At 64.0% G+C, this 19365-nt stretch carries 12 protein-coding genes and 2 pseudogenes; 9 read left to right on the top strand and 5 right to left on the bottom strand.

The window, feature by feature from the left end:
* The first annotated feature begins 31 nt into the window (after positions 1 to 31).
* Positions 32 to 2416 carry a thiamine pyrophosphate-binding protein gene (locus tag AC4P1R_RS25345; RefSeq protein WP_492178216.1) on the top strand — a complete coding sequence of 795 codons (2385 nt, stop codon included), beginning with the start codon at positions 32 to 34 and terminating at the stop codon, positions 2414 to 2416.
* Between the two features lie 88 nt (positions 2417 to 2504).
* On the opposite strand, the gene AC4P1R_RS25350 is transcribed toward AC4P1R_RS25345, so the two are convergent.
* Positions 2505 to 3347 carry an IclR family transcriptional regulator gene (locus tag AC4P1R_RS25350; RefSeq protein WP_492178217.1) on the bottom strand — a complete coding sequence of 281 codons (843 nt, stop codon included), beginning with the start codon at positions 3345 to 3347 and terminating at the stop codon, positions 2505 to 2507.
* Between the two features lie 104 nt (positions 3348 to 3451).
* On the opposite strand from AC4P1R_RS25350, the gene AC4P1R_RS25355 reads away from it, so the two are divergent.
* From AC4P1R_RS25355 to AC4P1R_RS25390, 8 genes are all read left to right on the top strand, one after another.
* Positions 3452 to 4966 (top strand): ABC transporter substrate-binding protein, encoded by a 1515-nt coding sequence (locus AC4P1R_RS25355; RefSeq protein WP_273363242.1) that lies wholly within the window; start codon positions 3452 to 3454, stop codon positions 4964 to 4966.
* A 65-nt stretch (positions 4967 to 5031) separates the two neighbouring features.
* Positions 5032 to 5949: an ABC transporter permease gene (locus AC4P1R_RS25360; RefSeq protein ID WP_225191235.1), complete on the top strand. Its 918-nt coding sequence runs from the start codon at positions 5032 to 5034 to the stop codon at positions 5947 to 5949.
* Position 5950: 1 nt separating this feature from the next.
* Positions 5951 to 6850 carry an ABC transporter permease gene (locus AC4P1R_RS25365; protein ID WP_225191236.1) on the top strand — a complete coding sequence of 300 codons (900 nt, stop codon included), beginning with the start codon at positions 5951 to 5953 and terminating at the stop codon, positions 6848 to 6850.
* 6 nt (positions 6851 to 6856) lie between these two features.
* Positions 6857 to 7843: an ABC transporter ATP-binding protein gene (locus AC4P1R_RS25370; protein WP_151613176.1), complete on the top strand. Its 987-nt coding sequence runs from the start codon at positions 6857 to 6859 to the stop codon at positions 7841 to 7843.
* The gene (locus AC4P1R_RS25375) at positions 7840 to 8820 is read left to right on the top strand and encodes an ABC transporter ATP-binding protein (RefSeq protein ID WP_207544047.1); all 981 of its coding nucleotides are present in this window, start codon (positions 7840 to 7842) and stop codon (positions 8818 to 8820) included. The genes AC4P1R_RS25370 and AC4P1R_RS25375 overlap by 4 nt, the downstream gene beginning before the upstream one ends.
* Before the next feature lie 13 nt (positions 8821 to 8833).
* Complete coding sequence (locus AC4P1R_RS25380; RefSeq protein ID WP_151613177.1) at positions 8834 to 10408, top strand: gamma-glutamyltransferase; 1575 nt, start codon at positions 8834 to 8836, stop codon at positions 10406 to 10408.
* 1 nt (position 10409) lies between these two features.
* A complete protein-coding gene (locus tag AC4P1R_RS25385; protein ID WP_492178218.1) occupies positions 10410 to 11798 on the top strand; it encodes a M20 family metallopeptidase in 1389 nt (462 codons plus the stop codon).
* Positions 11799 to 12074: 276 nt separating this feature from the next.
* Positions 12075 to 13988: an adenylate/guanylate cyclase domain-containing protein gene (locus AC4P1R_RS25390; RefSeq protein ID WP_492178219.1), complete on the top strand. Its 1914-nt coding sequence runs from the start codon at positions 12075 to 12077 to the stop codon at positions 13986 to 13988.
* A gap of 119 nt (positions 13989 to 14107) precedes the next feature.
* Here AC4P1R_RS25390 and AC4P1R_RS25395 read toward each other — a convergent pair whose 3' ends face one another.
* The 4 genes and pseudogenes from AC4P1R_RS25395 to AC4P1R_RS25410 form a co-directional block, all read right to left on the bottom strand.
* Positions 14108 to 16396 (bottom strand): xanthine dehydrogenase family protein molybdopterin-binding subunit, encoded by a 2289-nt coding sequence (locus tag AC4P1R_RS25395; protein WP_492178220.1) that lies wholly within the window; start codon positions 16394 to 16396, stop codon positions 14108 to 14110.
* A gap of 9 nt (positions 16397 to 16405) precedes the next feature.
* Positions 16406 to 17387 (bottom strand): annotated as a pseudogene (locus AC4P1R_RS25400) (FAD binding domain-containing protein).
* Between the two features lie 4 nt (positions 17388 to 17391).
* Positions 17392 to 18047 (bottom strand): annotated as a pseudogene (locus tag AC4P1R_RS25405) (2Fe-2S iron-sulfur cluster-binding protein).
* Positions 18048 to 18181: 134 nt separating this feature from the next.
* Complete coding sequence (locus AC4P1R_RS25410; RefSeq protein ID WP_273362107.1) at positions 18182 to 19066, bottom strand: AraC family transcriptional regulator; 885 nt, start codon at positions 19064 to 19066, stop codon at positions 18182 to 18184.
* Positions 19067 to 19365 lie beyond the last annotated feature (299 nt).

Genomic DNA, 19365 nt, shown 5'->3' on the forward strand with positions numbered 1-19365 from the left:
CCCTTTCGTCCTTCTCCATCGGAACACGGCGATGACCGACACCAGCCAACTCAAGACCATTGAAAAGCGCCTGCTCTGGCTCTCCCACTGGATGATCCATCACGCGAACCACCTTCGGCCGAAGGTCGACGGCATCAAGACCGGCGGGCACCAGGCGAGTTCGGCCTCGATCGTATCGATCATGACCGCGCTCTATTTCTCGGCGCTCCGGCCGGAAGACCGCGTCGCCGTCAAGCCGCAAGCGTCGCCGGTCTTTCATGCGATGCAATATCTCATGGGCCGGCAAACGCGCGAGAAGCTCATGAACTTCCGTGGGTTTGGCGGCGCGCAGAGCTATCCGAGCCGGACCAAGGATGTCGACGACGTCGATTTCTCGACCGGTTCCGTCGGCCTCGGCGTCGGCATCACCGCACTCGCCTCGATCGTGCAGGATTTCGTTCGAGCCAAGGAATGGGGCCGCGGCAAACTCGGCCGCATGGTAGCACTCGTCGGCGACGCCGAACTCGACGAGGGCAATGTCTACGAGACGCTGCAGGAGGGTTGGAAGAACGACCTCAGGAACTGCTGGTGGATCATCGACTACAACCGCCAATCGCTCGACGGCATCGTGCGCGAGGGGCTGTTCGAGCGCGTCGAGAGGATCTTTGAGGCTTTCGGCTGGGATGTGGTGCGTGTCAAATACGGAGTATTGCAGCGCGCGGCCTTCGCCGAGCCGGGCGGCGAGAAGCTTCGCGAATGGATCGACCGTTGCTCCAACCAAGATTATGCAGCGCTTACCTTCATGGGTGGCGCGGTATGGCGCAAGCGCCTGACCGACGATCTCGGCGACCAGGGCGACGTCTCCGCCCTCGTTGACCGGCGAAGCGATGCCGAACTCGCGGCGTTGATGGAGAATCTCGGCGGCAACTGCGTCGAGACCATGGCTGAGACCTTTGCCGCGATCGATCACGACAGGCCGACCTGCTTCCTTGCCTATACGGTGAAAGGTTGGAGCACGCCGATCGCCGGTCACAAGGACAATCACGGCGGTCTGATGACGATCGCGCAGTTCGCCGAATGGCAGGCGCATATGGGTGTCGCGCCCGGCGAGGAGTGGGAGCCCTTCGCCGGCGTGCCTGATCGCGAGGCGATGAAGAAATTCCTCGCCTCGGTCCCATTTTTCACCGAGGGTGCGCGCCGTCATGCCGATCGCCGGCTGGAGGTGCCAAGCATTGCATTCGACACACAGCGGGAGATATCGACGCAGATGGCCTTCGGCAAGATCCTCGACGATCTCGCCAAAAACAAATCCGAGCTCGCCGAGCGCATCCTGACAACATCACCCGATGTGACCGGTACCACCAGCCTTGGCGCCTGGGTGAACCGGCGGAAACTCTTCGCACGCCAGCCGCTCGCCGATGCATTCATCGAACACCGCATCGCCTCGACGGCAAAATGGGAGTTCAGGCCGGAAGGGCAGCATATCGAACTCGGTATCGCCGAGATGAATCTCTTCTTGCTGCTGGGCGCCGCCGGCCTCAGCCATTCGCTGTTCGGCAAACGGCTGATCCCGATCGGCACGGTCTATGATCCCTTCGTCTGCCGGGGCCTCGATGCCCTGAATTATGCCTGCTATCAGGATGCCCGCTTCATGATCGTCGGCACGCCCTCGGGCGTGACGCTGGCGCCCGAAGGCGGCGCGCATCAGTCGATCGGCACGCCGCTGATCGGCATGAGCCAGGATGGTCTGGCGGCTTTCGAACCCGCCTTCGCCGACGAACTCGTGGTGATTATGGAATGGGCCTTCGACTACATGCAGCGCGACGGCGAAAACGATCCGGACGAACGCACGTGGTTGCGCGACGAAACGGGCGGTTCGGTCTATTTGAGGCTCACGACCAAGCCGCTCGAACAGCCCCTGAAGCGCGTTGACGACGATTTCCGCCAAGGGGCCATCGACGGCGCCTACTGGCTTCGGAAACCGGGACCGAACTGCGCGGTCGTGATCGCCTACCAAGGAGCGGTGGCCGACGAGGCAATTGCCGCGGCCGGCATGATCGCGGAGGTCCGGCGCGACATCGGCGTGCTCGCCGTCACTTCGGCCGACCGGCTGAACGCCGGCTGGTCGGCGGCACAACGCGAGCGCGCCCGCGGAAATCCGAAGGCCACGAGCCATATCGAGCGGCTGCTCGATCCGCTGCCCAGCCATAGCGCCATCGTCACCGTCCTCGACGGCCATCCGGCCACGCTCTCCTGGCTCGGCGCCGTCGCCGGCCACCGGACCATTCCGCATGGCGTGGAGCACTTCGGCCAGACCGGCACGGTCGGCGATCTATACCGGCATTTCCGGCTCGAACGCAACGCGATTGCGGCATCGGTCATGGCGCTTACTGAGGGACGACGAGCGATGGAGCTGGCGTCATTGGTCTTCCCTTAGCGGCTCCGCGCTTCAGCACAGATCAAAACCGCGTCGCGGTTTAGACCGGCGCAAAGGTCGAGCGAAGGAAAAGCTCTGAGCCAGCTCCCTACGGCAGATGAATGGAGTTTGCCACTTCCATGAGGTGCGGAGCGATTTCGCTGCGCACCTTTTCGATGCTCCATTTCAGGCTGGACACCGAGCATTGCACGGTCGCCACCGGGCGGCGGTCGCCTGCCAAAATGGGGGCGGCGATGCCGATCTCGTTGAGGATATTCTCGCTCTGCGTCAGCCCGTAGCCGCAAGCCGCCGCCTCTTCAATGGCGGCGGCGATTTTCGCCCGGTCGAGCGTCGTCTTCGATGTCAGGGCGGTGATCGGCCAGGTCTCTACGGCCTTTTTGCGCTCTTCCGGGGCGAAGCAGGCGATCATGGCGCGTCCGCTGGACGTGGTGAGCGCCGAAAGGCGCCGGCCCGCGATCATCGCGCCGAAGCTCGTCAATTGCGTCGGTATGCGGATCACATAGACGATTTCGTGTCCGTCGAGGCGCGCCACATTCACCCGCTCGCCCAGCTTGCGCCCAAGCTCGATCAGCTTGGGCATGGCAAGCTGCACCAGCGGGTCGGACCAAAGGTAGGCGTTGCCAAGTTCCAGGAACTTCAGGGAGGGGCTGTAGCGCCGCGATTCCGGATCCTTATTGAGATAACCGATCTTGTGCAGCGTGTTGGTCAGCCTTTGTGCCGCGCTCTTGTCGAGCCCGGTGAGCGCGGCGATTTCCGTCAGCCCCAACGCGCTGTGCCTCTCGTCGAAAACGCTCAGAATACGCATCCCTTTTTCGAGCGATCCGACAAACAGTGTGTCCTGTTTTTCCTTGATCAATTCCGTGTCTCTTCTTTCATCGCTATCCAGATTTTGCGCGCCCGCTGGAGTTTCCGGCGTTTGGTTTCTTGACAAGCAGAAATCTGATTAATACGCTGAACCATAATACAGTTGTAAGTATTAATATATAATAATAACAAGTCAACCAGAGGGGCCGGTTCGCGCCGGTTTAAAAGCAGATGAAAACACGTCTTTTGATGAGTTCCGTCGCGCTGGCCGCCGCGCTGGCGAGCGGCCAAGCCATGGCGGACAAGGCCAGCGACACGCTCAACGCCGCCTTCACGAAGGAACTGGAGTCGGTCGACAGTTATTTCAATTCGGCCCGCGAGGGCGTCATCCTTCAGCGTTCCATCTGGGATGGGCTGATCTATAGCAACCCCCAGACCGGGGAATACCAGGGCAATCTCGCCACCTCCTGGAAGTGGGTCGACGATACCACGCTGGAGTTCAAACTGCGCGAGGGCGTCAAGTTCCACAATGGCGAGGAGTTCGACGCCGAAGATGTGGTCTATACGGTCAACTTTGTCGCCAATCCGGAAAACGGCGTCGTCGTCCAGCGCAACGTCAACTGGATGAAGTCGGCGGAAAAGGTCGACAAATACACGGTGCGTATCACCACCAACGGTCCGTTCCCGGCGGCGCTCGAATATCTGGCCGGCCCCGTTTCCATCTATCCGAACGAATATTACGCCAAGGTCGGTCCCGCCGGCATGGCGCTGAAGCCGGTCGGCACCGGTCCCTATCAGGTGGAAAGCGTCGAGCCCGGCAAGCATTTCGTCCTGAAGAAGTTCGACGGCTATCACGACGGGCCGAAGGGCAAGGCGGCGATCGGCACGGTCGACATCCGCACCATTCCCGACGTCAACACCCAGCTTGCGGAACTCTTCAGCGGCGGTCTCGATTTCGTCTGGGGCGTGCCGTCCGACCAGGCGGAGAAGCTCGCGGCCATGGGCCGATTCAACGTCGTCAACGAAAGCACGATGCGCATCGGTTATCTGGAGCTCGACGCCGCCGGCCGCAGCGGCAAGGACAATCCGATGACCAAGTCCGCCGTGCGCCGGGCTATCGCCCACGCGATCGACCGGCAGGCCATCGTCGACAATCTGCTCAAGGGCAAGTCCAAGGTGGTCAACTCCGCCTGTTTCCCCTCGCAGCTCGGTTGCGAGCAGGATGTGACGGTCTATGACTACGACCCGGAAAAGGCGAAGTCGCTGCTCACCGAGGCCGGTTATCCGGAGGGCTTCGCGATCGATTTCTATGCCTATCGCGACCGTGGATACGCCGAGGCGATGCTGGCCTATCTCGCCGAAGTCGGGATCACCGCGAACCTCAAATATCTGCAGTACTCGGCCCTGCGCGACCTGCGCCGCAATGGCGAGACCAGCCTGGGCTTCCAGACCTGGGGCTCCTATTCGGTGAACGACGCCTCCGCCATTACCAGCGAGTTCTTCAAGCACGGTGCTGAGGACTTCGCCCGCGACGACGAAGTCAAGGGCTGGCTCGATGTGGCCGATACGTCGGTCGATACGGGCGTGCGCAAGGAGAACTACTCAAAGGCGTTGAAGAAGATCGCGGACGAGGCTTACTGGATCCCGCTGTTCTCCTACAATTCCAACTACGTCTTCACCGCTGACGCGGAATATACGCCCACCCCCGACGAGGTGGTCCGCTTCTTCCAGATGCGTTGGAAATAGCAATCCTCGCGGCGCGTCGGGCGATTGCCGTCTGGCGCGCCGGTCTTTGCGGATCGGGGTCAAACATGCTTGCTTTCGCATTGAAACGGCTGGGGCTTGCGGTGCTGGTGACGTTTACCGTGTCGCTCGTGAGCTTCAGCCTTCTCTTCATGGCCGGCGATCCGGCCTCGGCCATCGCGGGCGAAAACGCCAGCGCCTCCGACATCGAGGCCATTCGCGCGCTCTACGGTTTCGACCGGTCGTTCCTCGTGCAATATGCGGATTGGCTGACCGGTGCTCTTCGCGGCGATTTCGGCCAGAGCTATTATTTCAAGCTGCCCGTTTCGACGCTCATAGCCGACCGACTGTCAATCACCATGCTGCTCGGCGTTTGCGGTATCACGTTTGCGCTTTTGACCGCTGTGCCGCTCGGCGTGGCGGCAGCGATGCGACCCAATTCCTTCATCGACCGGGCAGCGTTGTTCCTGTCGGTGCTCGGCCAGGCGATGCCGAGCTTCTGGTTCGGCCTGGTGCTGATCGTCATCTTCTCCATCTGGCTCAACTGGCTGCCACCCTCGGGCTCCGGCGGCTGGCAGAATTTCGTCATGCCGACCGTCGTACTTGGCTATTACGCCATGCCGGCCATCATGCGGCTTACAAGGGCCGGAATGCTGGAGGTGCTGAATGCCGACTATATCCGCACCGCGCGCGCCAAGGGAGCAAGCGAGATGCGCGTCATGTTCAAGCACGCGTTGCGCAATGCCGTGGTGCCGGTCGTCAGCCTCGCCGCCGTGCAGATGGGCTTCATGCTGGGCGGCTCCATCGTGGTGGAATCGATCTTCGCGCTCCACGGCGCGGGCTTTCTCGCCTGGGAATCCATCGCCCGCAACGACTTGCCGACGGTGCAGGCGCTGATCCTGATCTTTTCCTGCTTCTACATCGTCTTCACCTTCCTGTCGGACCTCGCCAATGCCTGGCTCGACCCGCGTATCAGGGTGGGCTGACATGGCACGCACAATCGATACGGCTTTTGACGAAATCCACGCGCCGAGTCCCGCTGCCCAGCTGCGCCGGCGCATCTTCGGCCATTACGGGCTGGTCTTCGGCATCGTCGTTCTCGCCCTCATCGTCCTGATCGCGCTCTTCGCACCGCTGCTTGCGGGTCATGATCCCTACACGCAGGACCTGATGGCGCGCATGAAGCCGCCCTTCTGGATGGCGGGGAGCGACCCCAACCACATTCTCGGCACGGACCAACTTGGCCGCGATTATCTCGCCCGGCTCCTATACGGTGCGCGCATCTCGCTTTCCATCGGCGCCATCGCGGCCCTGATCTCCGGCCTGATCGGGACGGCCATGGGCGTCGCCGCCGGCTATTTTGGCGGTCGCGTCGATCTCGTGGTGACCTTCCTCATCAATGTCAGGCTGGCGATGCCCGTGGTGCTGGTGGCGCTTGCGGTGGTGGCCGTTCTCGGCGGATCGCTGCAAGTGGTGGTGACGGTGCTTGGGCTTCTCCTGTGGGACCGCTTCGCCGTCGTCATGCGCTCTTCCGTGCTACAGGTGCGCGACCTCGAATATGTCAACGCCGCCAAGGCTATCGGCTGCTCGACGCAGCGCATCATCCTGTCCGAGATCATGCCCAACATCGTCAACAACCTGATCGTCGTGGCGACGCTCGAAATGGCCCATGCAATCCTGCTCGAAGCCGCGCTTTCCTTCCTTGGCCTCGGTGTCCAGCCGCCGACGCCCTCTTGGGGCCTGATGATATCGGAGGGCAAGCAGATGATGCTGTTCGAGCCGTGGCTGATCGCCATTCCCGGCGTAGCCCTGTTCGTGCTCGTCCTCGCCATCAATCTCCTCGGCGACGGCCTGCGCGACGTCACCGCGCCAGAGAACAGAGGGTAGACTGTGATGAACGCGCCCCTTCTCAGCGTCCGCGACCTCACCATCGACATACCGATTGCGCAGGGCACGCTCCATGCCGTGCGCGGCATCGGCTTCGATCTGAAACGCGGCGAAACGCTTTGCATCGTCGGCGAGTCCGGCAGCGGTAAGTCGCTCACGTCGCTGGCGATCATGGGCCTCCTGTCGAAGAAGTTCAAACGCGACGCAGCGCGGCTCGACTTTGCCGGCATAGACCTTATGAGCCGGAAGCAGCGAGAGATGCGCGATCTGCGCGGCAATCGCATCGCCATGATCTTCCAGGAGCCGATGACCTCGCTCAACCCCGCTTATACGATCGGCGACCAGTTGGCGGAGGCTTATCTCCTGCACAACAAGGCGAGCAAGGCGGAGGCGCGCGCCCGCGCCGTGGAGCTTCTGGGCAAGGTCGGCATCACCGCCGCCGAAAGCCGGCTCACCCAATATCCGCACCAGCTTTCCGGCGGTCTGCGCCAGCGCGTCATGATCGCCATGGCGCTGATGTGCTCGCCCGAGCTGATTATTGCCGACGAGCCGACGACGGCGCTCGATGTCACCATCCAGGCGCAGATCCTGCGGCTTCTCGCCGACCTGCAGCGCGAGATGAACATGGCGATGATCCTTGTCACCCACGATCTCGGTGTCGTGGCGCGCATTGCCGACAAGGTGGCGGTCATGTATGCCGGCGAGGTGGTGGAGCAGGGCACGGCGCGGGAGATTTTCGAGCACCCGCGTCATCCTTACACGAGGGGGCTTCTGCGCTGCATCCCGGTGCCTGGCAAGACGAGGCCGGGCGAGCATCTGGGCTCCATTCCCGGCATCGTGCCTTCGCTCGTCGGTCGGGTGGAGGGCTGCGCCTTCCGCGACCGGTGCGATGTGTCGGAGGCGGCTTGCGCCGCCGCCATACCCGAAAGGCGGCTGGAAAGCGGGCACGTCTGGCGCTGCGTCCATGCGAGCGGGGAAGGGGCGTCGGCATGACGAAGGAAACCATGCCGCCCGTTCTGGAACTTGCCGCCGTCACCAAGACCTATCAGGTCAAGCAGGGCATCTTCGCCAGGCCGAAGCCGCTTCATGCGCTGGGCGGCGTCTCGCTCCGCATCAATAAAAAGGATGTGCTGGGCCTTGTCGGCGAATCCGGCTGCGGCAAGTCGACGCTCGCGAAAATCCTGCTCGGTCTCGAAGCGCCCACATCCGGCCAGGTGCTGGTGGATGGCAGGGAGATCGGCGCGCGGGAACGCCGGCTTCTGGCGCGACGTATCCAGCCAATTTTCCAGGACCCCTATTCCTCGCTCAATCCGCGCAAGAGCATCGAGGATATCATCGCGCTGCCGCTGGTGGTGCATGGCGTCGGCGACAGCGCGTCGCGGGCCGAGGCGGTGACGAAGATGCTCGATCTCGTCGGGCTTCCGGCGCGCCTCAGGCGCGGCTATCCGAATCAGCTTTCCGGCGGCCAGCGCCAGCGCGTGGCAATCGCCCGTGCGCTCATCATGAAGCCCGAGATCGTCATCTGCGACGAGCCGACTTCAGCGCTCGATGTGTCGGTCCAGTCGCAGATTCTCAATCTCCTGGGCGATCTGCGCGAGGAGCTGGGTCTCACCTATCTCTTCATCAGCCATAATCTGGCAGTGGTGGAGCATCTGGCGACGCGGGTAGCGGTGATGTATCTCGGCCAGATTGTCGAAGAGGCCCCGGCGGCGGAGCTTTTCGCCGGTCCGCGCCATCCCTACACGCGGGCGCTTCTGGAATCGGTGTTGACCCCCGACCCCTCTCTTTCTCTGCCCGACACGCATCTCGGCGCATCGTATCCGAACCCGATTTCGCCACCCTCGGGCTGCCGCTTCCACCCGCGCTGCGCCGAGCTCCGCGACATCTGCAAGACCGCGCCGCCGCCGCGTGTCGGCGGGGAAGGGGGCCATGTGGACTGTCATCTCTACGGCAGTTCTGCCGCACACTAGTCAGGATCAGGCGATGAGCAACTTTTCGCGGACGCAGACCGTACGCAAACATGTGGCTGCCACAAAGAACGGTGTCGTTGCGGCGCAGCACCGAATGGCGGCTGTGGCCGGCGCCGCCGTGCTCGAGGCCGGCGGAGACGCCATCGACGCGGCCGTTGCCACGTCCTTCGCCATCGGCGTGGTCGAACCCTGGATGAGTGGTCCGGCGGGCGGTGGAGCCATGGTCGTGTGGCGCGAAAGAGAGAGGCAGGCCCGCACCATCCAGTTCGGCATGCGCTCGCCCTCGACCCTCGACCCAGCGGACTATCCGCTATCCGGCAATGGCAAATCCCCCGACCTCTTCCCATGGGCCGCTGTGGTGGACGATCGCAATGTGCAAGGCGCCACCGCCATCGCCGTGCCCGGAACGGTGGCGGGCATGGAGCTTGCGCACCGGACCTACGGCACGCTCCCCTGGCGCGACCTGCTCATGCCGGCTGTGGGCCTTGCGCGGAAAGGCATGCTGGTCGACTGGTACGCCTCGCTGCTGATCGCTTCGACCGCTCGGGAACTGGCGAAGGACGCGGATGCGGCGGCGCTGTTCCTCGATGAGGGGCAATGGCCGAAAGTCGCCGGCTGGACGTCGCTTGCCACCACAAGGCTCGACCAGAGCCTAATGGTGGAAACCCTGTCGCGGCTGGCAGAGGCTGGACCGCGCGACTTCTACGAGGGCGAAATCGCCACGGCGCTGGTTGCCGACATTCGGGCCAAGGGCGGTTGCATTTCCCGCGAAGACCTGGCCGCCTACCGCGCGAGGCTCACATCCACCATCGATGTGCCTTATCGCGGCGGCGTGGTCCATGCCGCCGAGGGGATGACCGCCGGCGCCAATCTGGCCGAATGTCTGGCGATGATGGAGAATGCCTTCACGCCGGGCGGTAGGCCGGACGGCACGAGCTTCGCGGAAATGGTCCGCGCGCTCGGCCGGACCTACGAACGCCGTCTGCGCGAAATGGGCGATGCGGAAGTCTCTCATGCCCCTTCCTGTACGACCCATTTCAGCGTCGTTGACCGCCACGGCAATATGTGCGCCGTAACGCAGACATTGCTGTCCATCTTCGGCTCGCGCGTGGTTTCGCCTTCTACTGGCCTTTTGATGAACAACGGCATCATGTGGTTCGACCCGGAGCCCGGCAAGCCCAATTCGTTGGCTCCGGACAAGGCGTGCCTGATGAATGTCTGCCCGACCATCGGCGAGAAGGACGGGCGGCGCTTCGCCATCGGCGCCTCGGGCGGGCGGAAGATCCTGCCGGCGGTGCTCAACCTCACTTCCTTCCTCATGGACTTCGGCATGTCGCTGGAAGACGCCTTCCACCATCCGCGCGTCGACAACAGCGGCGGCGGAACGATCGTCGCCGACGAAACCCTGCCGCGGCCGATCATCGAAGCGCTGGAAGGCGTCCTGCCGGTGGTGACGGCCAGAAGAACCGTCTTCCCCTATGCCTTCGCCTGTCCGGCCGGCGTCATGCGGGAGAACGGCATCAATATGGGCTGCACGGAAATCATGTCGCCGTGGGGCGACGCCGTACACGAGAAGGAAGGAGCCTGACTTGGCCACCCGCGACAGCGCTATCGCGCGCATCAACGACTATCTTGCCTCCGGCGGTTACGAGGAGGAGCTTGGCCGCATGGTGGCCTTCGAAACGGAAAGCCAGGAGCCGGCGAAGCGGCCGGAACTCAGGCGCTATCTGCTTGACGAGATGGCACCCAAACTCGCCGGACTCGGCTTCACTCATCGCATTCTGGAAAACCCCGCCGACGCGCGGGTGCCGTTCCTTTTTGCCGAGCGCATCGAGAATCCCGCCTTCGAGACGATCCTCGTCTATGGCCATGGCGATGTGATCCGCGCCCAGGCCGACCAATGGCGCGAGGGCTTGCATCCCTTCAAGCTGGTGCGCGAAGGCGACCGTCTCTATGGACGCGGGACCGCCGACAACAAGGGCCAGCATTGCATCAATATCGCTGCGCTGCGGGCCATAATTGCCGAAAGAGGCGATCTCGGCTTCAACTGCAAGATCGTCATAGAGATGGGCGAGGAATGCGGCTCGCCCGGACTGGCAGAGCTTTTCCGGCAGAACCGCAATCTCTTTTCCGCCGATGTCCTGATTGCTTCCGACGGTCCGAGGCTGCATCCGGATCGTCCGACCCTGTTCATGGGATCGCGCGGCGCCGTCAATTTCGACCTCCGCGTCGATCTGAGGGAAGGCGCGCATCATTCGGGCAATTGGGGCGGGCTTTTGCGCGATCCGGCCATCGTGCTGGCCCATGCGATTGCAAGCATCGTCGATAGGCGCGGCCAGATCAAGGTTCCCGAATGGCGGCCGACGAGCCTGACGCCCGCCGTGCGCGAGGCCCTGAAAGACTGCCCGGTGGGCGGCTACGACGGTCCCGCCATCGACGCCGACTGGGGCGAGGAGAGCCTGACGCCTTCCGAGCGTGTCTTCGGGTGGAACAGTTTTGCCGTGCTGGCGCAGACGAGCGGCGTGCCGGAAGCGCCTGTTAATGCTATTTCCGCCAAGGCCCGCGCCCATTGCCAGCTGCGCTATGTGGTGGGCACCGACCCGGACGACATTCTGCCAGCATTGCACCGGTATCTCGACAGCCAGGGCTTTGCGGAGGTGAAGATTGTTCCGGCCGATCGCGGCTTCTTCCATGCCACCCGGCTCGACCCCGACCATCCGTGGGTGACGCGGGTGAAGCAGTCAATTGTCGTAACCACGGGCAAGAAACCCGCCATCCTGCCCAATCTCGCGGGCTCGCTACCCAACGAGACCTTCGCCGATATCCTCGGGCTTCCGACCGTCTGGGTGCCGCACTCCTATCCCGGCTGCTCCCAGCACGCGCCGAACGAGCACGCGCTCATTTCGATGACAGGGGAGGCGCTGGCGATGATGGCAGGGCTTTTCTGGGATATTGGAGAAAGAGCCGCGGCCGTGTAGGTCATCCATCGGAATTCCCGATGATGCTACCAGTTTCTTCCGTTTCCCTTGTTTCGGCCAAGCTGCGATTTCTTGGCGGAAACAAGGGAAACCGAAGACATGGCATCAAGGATTGTGAGCTTACGCTGGTGCGACGGGTAATCGTTTCAGTTTTCGTGTTACGGCGCAGTATCGCGAATGCGTCCGCAAAGCGGGGAGTGCACACACACAGAGTTTTGAGTGGACGGGCAGGGGTGGTGTCGGGAAGATGCTTGCGAAAACTGCCGAGGCCTCGTGATGGAACGTAAACTCGCAGCAATCGTAGCGGGCGATATCGTCGGCTATACGCGACTGATGTCCGAGGATGAATCCTCGACCTACGCGGCCCTGCGCGCTGCCTTCAGCGAGCTGATCAACCCTTTGGTCAAGAAGCATGGTGGCCGCACCTTCAAGACCACCGGCGACGGCTTCCTGGCGACCTTCCCGAGCGTTAACGAGGCGCTCGATGCGGCAATCGAAATCCAGAACGGATTCGTCGAGCGGCCGTTCAGCCTGCGTGTCGGCATCAACCTCGGCGACGTCATAGAAGACAATGGCGACATGTTCGGTGATGGTGTCAACGTCGCGTCCAGACTGGAAGCCATGGCAGCGCCGGCCAGCATTTTCGTGAGCGAGGCCGTGGTCCGCAGTGCCGACCGGAGCCGCAGCAAGCTTTTCTACAGTATCGGGCGAAGGCAGGCCAAGAACATAGCCGAGCCGCTCGCCGTCTATGCCGTGCGGCTCGAGCGGGAGCCGGCGCCCGGCCGGGGCTGGCTACGGCGGATGGTGCTCCGCCGGGGTGCCGCTTTGCCTGTCGCGGTCGGGACTGCGGGACTGGTCGTCGTCGCCGCTTTCACCCAGGTGCCCGCGTTGCGGGCGATCGGCGCGGATCTGACCAACGGCCTCGTGCATCTCACGGGCGGTGAGCCCGCGGCCGGCCGGCCGGCCGTTGCGGTGCTCCCCTTTGACAATATGAGTGGCGAGGCCGATCAGGCCTATTTCGCCGACGGGTTGACCGAGGACATCATTGCCAACCTGGCGCGGAACCCCGAGCTTCAGGTGATCGCGCGCAACTCGACCTTTGCGCTCCGCGGCCAGGCGGAGGACATCCGTAGGATCGGCGAACGACTTGGGGCCGGCTATGTGGTGGAAGGCAGTGCCAGACGCGCCGGCGACCAGCTTCGGGTAGTGGCGCAGCTCATCGATGCGCGCAGCGGCGCCCACCTCTGGTCGCGCACCTACGACCGGCGGGTCGAGGACGTCTTTGCGCTTCAGACAGATTTGACGGCCGAAATCGTCTCGCATCTGGTGTCTTATGTGCGCCAATCGGAGGTATCGAACGCGGCCGAACGCCCGACGGAAAACCTTCAGGCCTACGACCTCGTGCTTAAGGCGCGTGACCGCTACAAGCACGGCTCGAACGATGCCGAGGCGCTGATGGCCGCGCGTGCGCTGCTTCATCGTGCCCTTGAGCTCGATCCCGGCTACGCCGCGGCGCGCGCCAATCTCGGCATGACCTATATTGTCGACTTCCTGCAGAATGTCAGCGGCAGGGCGACCCGTACCGACGTGGAAACCGGTCTCAGCGAGGCGCGGCAGGCCGTTCGCCTCGATTCCAATCTCGCGGTCGGCTATCAGGTCCTGAGCTTCGGGCTTTCGGCCGCTGGCGACTACGCTGGCGCCATGCAGGCCGCTGGGCGTGCCGTCGAGCTCAATCCGAACGACCCGGACAGCCTGATGGCGTTGGCAAAGGCTCAGGTCCGGTTCGGCAGCTATGATGAGGCTGTCCGAAACGCCGAGCGGGCGCGGCGGCTCCACCCGATGGCGCCGGAATACTACACCTATGTCTACGGCCAGGCACTTTATGCTGCCGGCCGCCTCGATGAGGCCGACCGGGTCTTGCGGGAATGCCTGATCCGCGCGCCGCGCGAGGCGGATTGCCTACTGATCCACACGGCAGTCCTCACACAGCGTGGAGACGTGCAGGGCGCGCGGCGCGCGATGGCACAGCTCACCCAGGTCGAACCCCAGTTCTCACTTGCCACGGAGCGCGCCAATCGTCGCTTTGGCAATTCTCCGCTCATGGATGAATTTCTCTCTCAGCTCGCGGAAGCCAGGGCTCCTGACGTCACAAGCGGCGTCCGGCAGCGGCACTTCAGACCCTATCTGTAGAAGGAGCGAACCGTTCGCTCGCGCGCTGCGATGCAGCGGCGGGCATTGGCCCCATCGTTTCCAATGGCCAATGCGCGGCTTCGTGGCGGACGCGGAGGATAGGGTACAGATTGGCGGGCTCAAATGGCAGTCAGCGGCAGGCCGGGCAAGAGTTTGTCCAGGGTGATCGGGAACTCGCGCACACGCACACCGGTCGCATTGTAGATGGCGTTGGCGATGGCGGCGCCTGAGCCGCAGACGCCGAGTTCACCGAGCCCCTTGGCGCCGAGCGGGTTGGCTTTGTCGTCGTATTCCTCAAGAAAGACGACCTCCATCTCCGCAACGTCACCGTTGACGGGGACATGATACTCGGCCAGATCGTGGTTGACGAAATGGCCGTAGCGGGGATCGAGCACGGTTTCCTCCATCAGTGCAGCACCCATGCCCCAAGTCATTCCGCCGAGGATCTGCGAGCGTGCGGTCTTGGGGTTGAGGATGCGGCCCGCACCGATCACCGACAGCATGCGGCGCATGCGGATCTCGCCCGTGTCGGTGTCTACCGCGACTTCCGCGAAGTGCGCTCCATAGGAGTGCTGCGAGTAGGCTCTGTAGCTTTCCGTGTCGCGCGCGGCGGCGACCGAACCGGTGGCCTCCATGCCGTTGGGAGCAATTCTGCCGATGAGATCGGCCAAGCTTACGGAACGGTCGCCGACCCGGATCTCCCCGCCGACGAAGATCGGAGTGACGTCGTTCGCACCCCGAAGCGGGGAGCGGTCGCTAGATCGGGCCGCCTCCATGACCCTCTCCTTGAGGGTGCTGCAGGCGTGGTGCAGTGCAGAACCCGCGCTCGCCGCGCCCCAGGAACCGCCGGAGCCGGCCGTGCGCGGGAAGCGGCTGTCGCCGAGTTCGACCTTGACCGCGGTGATCGGCACCCCGAGGCTTTCGGCCGCGATCTGGGTGAGGATGGTGTAGGTGCCGGTTCCGATATCGGTCATGTCGAGACGAGCCGTGACGCGGCCGGTCGCATCGATCGCCACCTTGGCCGTCCCCGCGCCGATATAGTTCGGCCGGATGGCGGCCGCCATGCCGTAGCCGATAAGCTTGCGGCCCTCGCGGATGCGTCTCGGGCTCGGGTTGCGGCGTTCCCAGCCGAAGCGCCGCGCGCCCTCCTGCATACAGGCGACGAGGTTACGCGTTGAAAACGGCACGCCTTGTTCCGGATCCACGATCGGCTCGTTGCGGATCCTGAGTTCGATCGGATCGAGGCCGAGTTTGTCGGCGAGCTCATCCATCGCCGATTCCAAGGCGAGCATGCCTGGCGCCTCGCCCGGCGAACGCATCCATTCGCCGCGATTGAGGTCGACGGGGACGAGGCGGTGGCGGGTCAACCGGTTCGGCGCGGCATAGAGCGAGCGGCCGAAGACCGCGGTCTGCTCGCAAAACTCCTCGAAGCCGGAGGTCGCGGACCAGACGTCATGGCCGATCGACGTCAGCCGCCCGTCCCGGTCCGCGCCGAGGCGCACCTGTTGGACCATCTCCGCCCGATGGCCGGCATTGGCGAACATCTGCTGCCGCGTCAGTGCGACCTTGACAGGGCGGCGCAGCACCCTTGCGGCGAGCGCCGCGAGCACGGTGTCGGCATGGACGATCAACTTGGAGCCGAAACCACCGCCGATAAACGGGCTGACGATGCGAACACGCTCTCGCGGAATGCCGAGCGTGCTGGCGAGGCCGGCCTGGAAGTTGGCAAGCGTCTGTGCGGACGTGTAGATCGTCACCTCGTCGGCTGACCAGACGGCGAGCGTCGCATGCGGCTCCATCGGGTTGTGGTGCTCGTAAGGAGTCCGATAGGTCGCGTCGACCTTGACCGGAGCGGCGGCGAAAGCGCCTCCGAAGTCGCCGATCGCGCTGTCCGTCTCGAAGCCGGCATTGGTGCGCCGGGGCGTGTAGGCGTCGGCGAGACGCGCCGGCACATCGAAGACGCCGCGCTCCTCTCGATAGCGCACCCTGATGAGCCCCGCCGCGGCACTCGCCGCCTCGAATGTTTCCGCCACGACAATCGCGACGGGCTCGTCGTAGAATCGAACCCGGTCGCTGTTGAGCACGGGGCGCGCACGAGTGAAGGCCTCCGGCACGGTAGGCGTCACCGCTGGGCCGAAATCCGGCTGAGCCGGTGCGTTCCGATAGGTCATAACATGAAGGACGCCCGGCACCTGCTCGGCTTCCGCGCTGTCGATCGCGACGATACGGCCCTTGGCGATCGCGGCGCCGAGGATGTAGCCATACGCCGCCTTCTTCACGGCATGCTCATAGGCGTAGGTCGCGCGGCCGGTGACCTTGAGCGGCCCATCGACGCGCGCGATCGGCTGGCCGACAAGGCCGTTGCTGCTTTCAGAAGAACGGTTTTCCGGGATCATGGTATCTGTCATCATCGCACCTCATGCACCTTCGACAGCCGCGGCGAGTGTCTGCCGTAGCGTGCGTTTTGCCAGCGGGATCTTGAAATCATTGCCGCCGTGCCCGATGGCTCCGGCGAGTGCGCTCTCGGCGGCCTCGGTAAAGGCGGCGTCGGCGGCGGCCGCCCCGGCAAGCACGTACTCCGCGTCCATCGGGCGCCAGGGCTTTGGTGCAATGCCGCCGATCGCGATGCGGGCGCTCTGTATGCGGTCGCCGCTCTTTTTGACAACGGTCGCGACCGAGACGAGCGCAAAGGCGTAGGAAGCGCGGTCGCGCACCTTGCGGTAGAGCTGCCGGCCGAGAGGCGGAGGCGGCAGGATCACGGCGGTAATCAACTCGCCGTGGCCGAGGTCCGTCTCGACATGCGGCGTCGAGCCCGGCAACCGGTGGAGGTCGCCGACGGGAATCGTACGGACCGTGCCGTCGGGCAGGGTGGTCTCGACCTGGGCGTCGAGTGCGGCCATGGCCACGGCCATATCCGAGGGATGCACGGCGATGCAGTCGTCGCTGGCGCCGAGCACGGCGTGCATCCGGTTGAAGCCCCCGAGGGCCGCGCAGCCCGATCCGGGTGCGCGCTTGTTGCAAGGCATGTTGCGATCAATAGGGGCAGCGCGTGCGCTGGAGGAGATTGCCGGCGGTCGAGGCCTTGTTGCGGATCTGGCCGGACGCGCCGGCGAGAAGCGCTTGGCTGAGCATGGGATAGCGTGATCGCACCCGCGGCTCGGCGGCGAGATCGCTGTTGCGGACCTGTGCCCCGATCCTGAGGCCGCTCTCCAGCGTCTCCTCAATGCTGTCGAGCGGCAGCCGGCTGATGTCGACGACATGTGTTGGCCGCTCGATCTCCAGTTTCATCAGATCGAGAAGATTGGTGCCGCCGCTGATGAACTTCGCTTCGGGCCGGGCTGCTACGGCGGCCGCCGCCGCCGTCGCGTTGCTGGCGCGCTCGTAGGTAAAGGGTCGCATGGGCTCACACCTCTTCGGCTGCGTCGCGGATGGCGGCGACGATGTTGGGATAGGCGGCACAGCGGCAGATGTTGCCGCTCATGCGCTCGCGGATCTCCGCGTCGGTCAGCGCCGCGGGCCCGGCCGCCACATCGCTGCTTGCATGGCTTGGCCAGCCGGCCCGAACTTCCTTAAGCATTCCCACGGCCGAACAGATCTGTCCCGGTGTGCAATAGCCGCACTGGAAGCCATCATGGGCGACGAAAGCCGCCTGCACCGGGTGCAGTCGGTCGCCATCGGCAAGCCCTCGATGGTGGTGATCTCGTCGCCGTCGTGCTGGGCGGCGAGCGAGAGGCAGGCATTGATCCGCCGGCCGTTGACGAGAACCGTGCAGGCGCCACACTGGCCGTGGTCACAGCCCTTTTTCGAGCCGGTCAGGCCGAGATGGTTTCGCAAGGCATCAAGCAGGGTCGTGCGTGGATCGAGCTTCAAGGCATGCTCCTCGGCGTTGATCCTGAAGCGCATCGGTATTCTCGATATCGGCGCCGCGGCGGGCCCGGCCGTAATGGGGGCGCCAGTCTCCGCGGCATCGACGGGCAAGCCGGATGCGAGGGCGAGGCAGGTTGCCGCCCCGCCTTCCAAAACCGCCCGGCGGGTAATCCTGTAGTCCTTTTCAGCCATGAATGATCTCCTGGTCGCAGCGGCAGGAGCCGGGAGGGGCTTCTGCCCTCCGGCGAGCCGGCCCCTTGCTATCTTCGACAGGCGGGATTTGGGTGCGCGGGGGATCGCTTTCTTTCAGGAATCCGGAGGTCCTGTCAGGATTCCGGAGAAAACTGCAGCCGGTAGGCGCGCGGGGTGATGCCCTTCAGCCGACGAAACGTCGTGGTGAAATGGCTCTGGCTGGAGAAGCCTAGGCGGAATGCAATGGCGCCGATGGCCATGCCGGTCTCGCGCAGGAGCAATTCCGCCCGTCTTATACGTTCCTCGAGAATATAGGCGTAGGGCGGCCGCCCGGTCGTCTCCTTGAAACGCCGTGCGAAGGTATCGAGGGGCATGCCGGCAATGGCTGCCACCTCGCTCAGCGAGATATCGGAGGCGATGTTGGCTTCGATGTAGTCGCGCACTCGCTCGAATTTCCGGCGGCTGAGGCGGCCTCGGCTTGCGGCCAGACGCGGACTTCCCTCCAGGCTGGTCATTCGCAGACCAATAAGGGCAACCAGGTGCTCGACATAGACGGTTTCCGGCACGTGGCCGAGCGACATCTCGGTGCGAAGCGATCGCAATAGCGTGCCGATGACCGCGTCGCTCCGGTTCACCAGTACCGGCATGTCGCGCAGCAACTCCAATCCCGGAAGCGCGAGCTCGGGATCGATCCACACGGCGGAGTAGGAGAGGTCGACGTCGCGGTAGAAGCCGACGCGTTCTGCGCCCGCAGGAACAAAGGTGAGGACTCCGGGTCGGTCCTGGCCGTCATAAAGGGTCTTGCCATCGGTGCGGATCGATGTCCGGGACGTGCTGCCCCCGTCTGTCAGCACGATCAGATGATGCGGTGCCGTCCAGCGAATTTCCGCTTCCTGGCACGCCCAGCGCCGACTGTCGAATACGACCGACGAGCCGATCCACGACGCAGTCTGCAGCGACGCCGTTTCTTCGTTCCGGGCCCGAATACGTCCGTCGCCAAGCAAGGGTTTGAATGACATCGCGGCATTCCGTTGATTCGCATCTGGAGCCCGGGCAGGCTATGACACAAGGGCATAAGGCATCGGTGCGGTCCGTCGCCGACCCATTGCGAGTCATAGGAACAACAGTCCGACCTTGATAGCCCCCACTTGTTCAAGGATGTTCAATGATTGGTGACCGCTCGTTGCGGTGCGTTGTTAGGGCCGCTTCGACGTTCGCGGGCTCGCGGCCGAATTGTACAGCGTCACCGTCCCTTCCGCATGGCGCGTGGGCGTGAGATTGTGGACTTGTGGTTCGATTCCTATCAAGGCGAGGGGCG

The organism is Sinorhizobium sp. Y406 (assembly GCF_058732025.1).

Coding starts and splice junctions, on each gene's coding strand:
- AC4P1R_RS25345 (WP_492178216.1), top strand. CDS start 32: ATGACCGACACCAGCCAACTCAAGACCATTGAAAAGCGCCTGCTCTGG.
- AC4P1R_RS25355 (WP_273363242.1), top strand. CDS start 3,452: ATGAAAACACGTCTTTTGATGAGTTCCGTCGCGCTGGCCGCCGCGCTG.
- AC4P1R_RS25360 (WP_225191235.1), top strand. CDS start 5,032: ATGCTTGCTTTCGCATTGAAACGGCTGGGGCTTGCGGTGCTGGTGACG.
- AC4P1R_RS25365 (WP_225191236.1), top strand. CDS start 5,951: ATGGCACGCACAATCGATACGGCTTTTGACGAAATCCACGCGCCGAGT.
- AC4P1R_RS25370 (WP_151613176.1), top strand. CDS start 6,857: ATGAACGCGCCCCTTCTCAGCGTCCGCGACCTCACCATCGACATACCG.
- AC4P1R_RS25375 (WP_207544047.1), top strand. CDS start 7,840: ATGACGAAGGAAACCATGCCGCCCGTTCTGGAACTTGCCGCCGTCACC.
- AC4P1R_RS25380 (WP_151613177.1), top strand. CDS start 8,834: ATGAGCAACTTTTCGCGGACGCAGACCGTACGCAAACATGTGGCTGCC.
- AC4P1R_RS25390 (WP_492178219.1), top strand. CDS start 12,075: ATGGAACGTAAACTCGCAGCAATCGTAGCGGGCGATATCGTCGGCTAT.
- AC4P1R_RS25395 (WP_492178220.1), bottom strand. CDS start 16,396: ATGACAGATACCATGATCCCGGAAAACCGTTCTTCTGAAAGCAGCAAC.
- AC4P1R_RS25410 (WP_273362107.1), bottom strand. CDS start 19,066: ATGTCATTCAAACCCTTGCTTGGCGACGGACGTATTCGGGCCCGGAAC.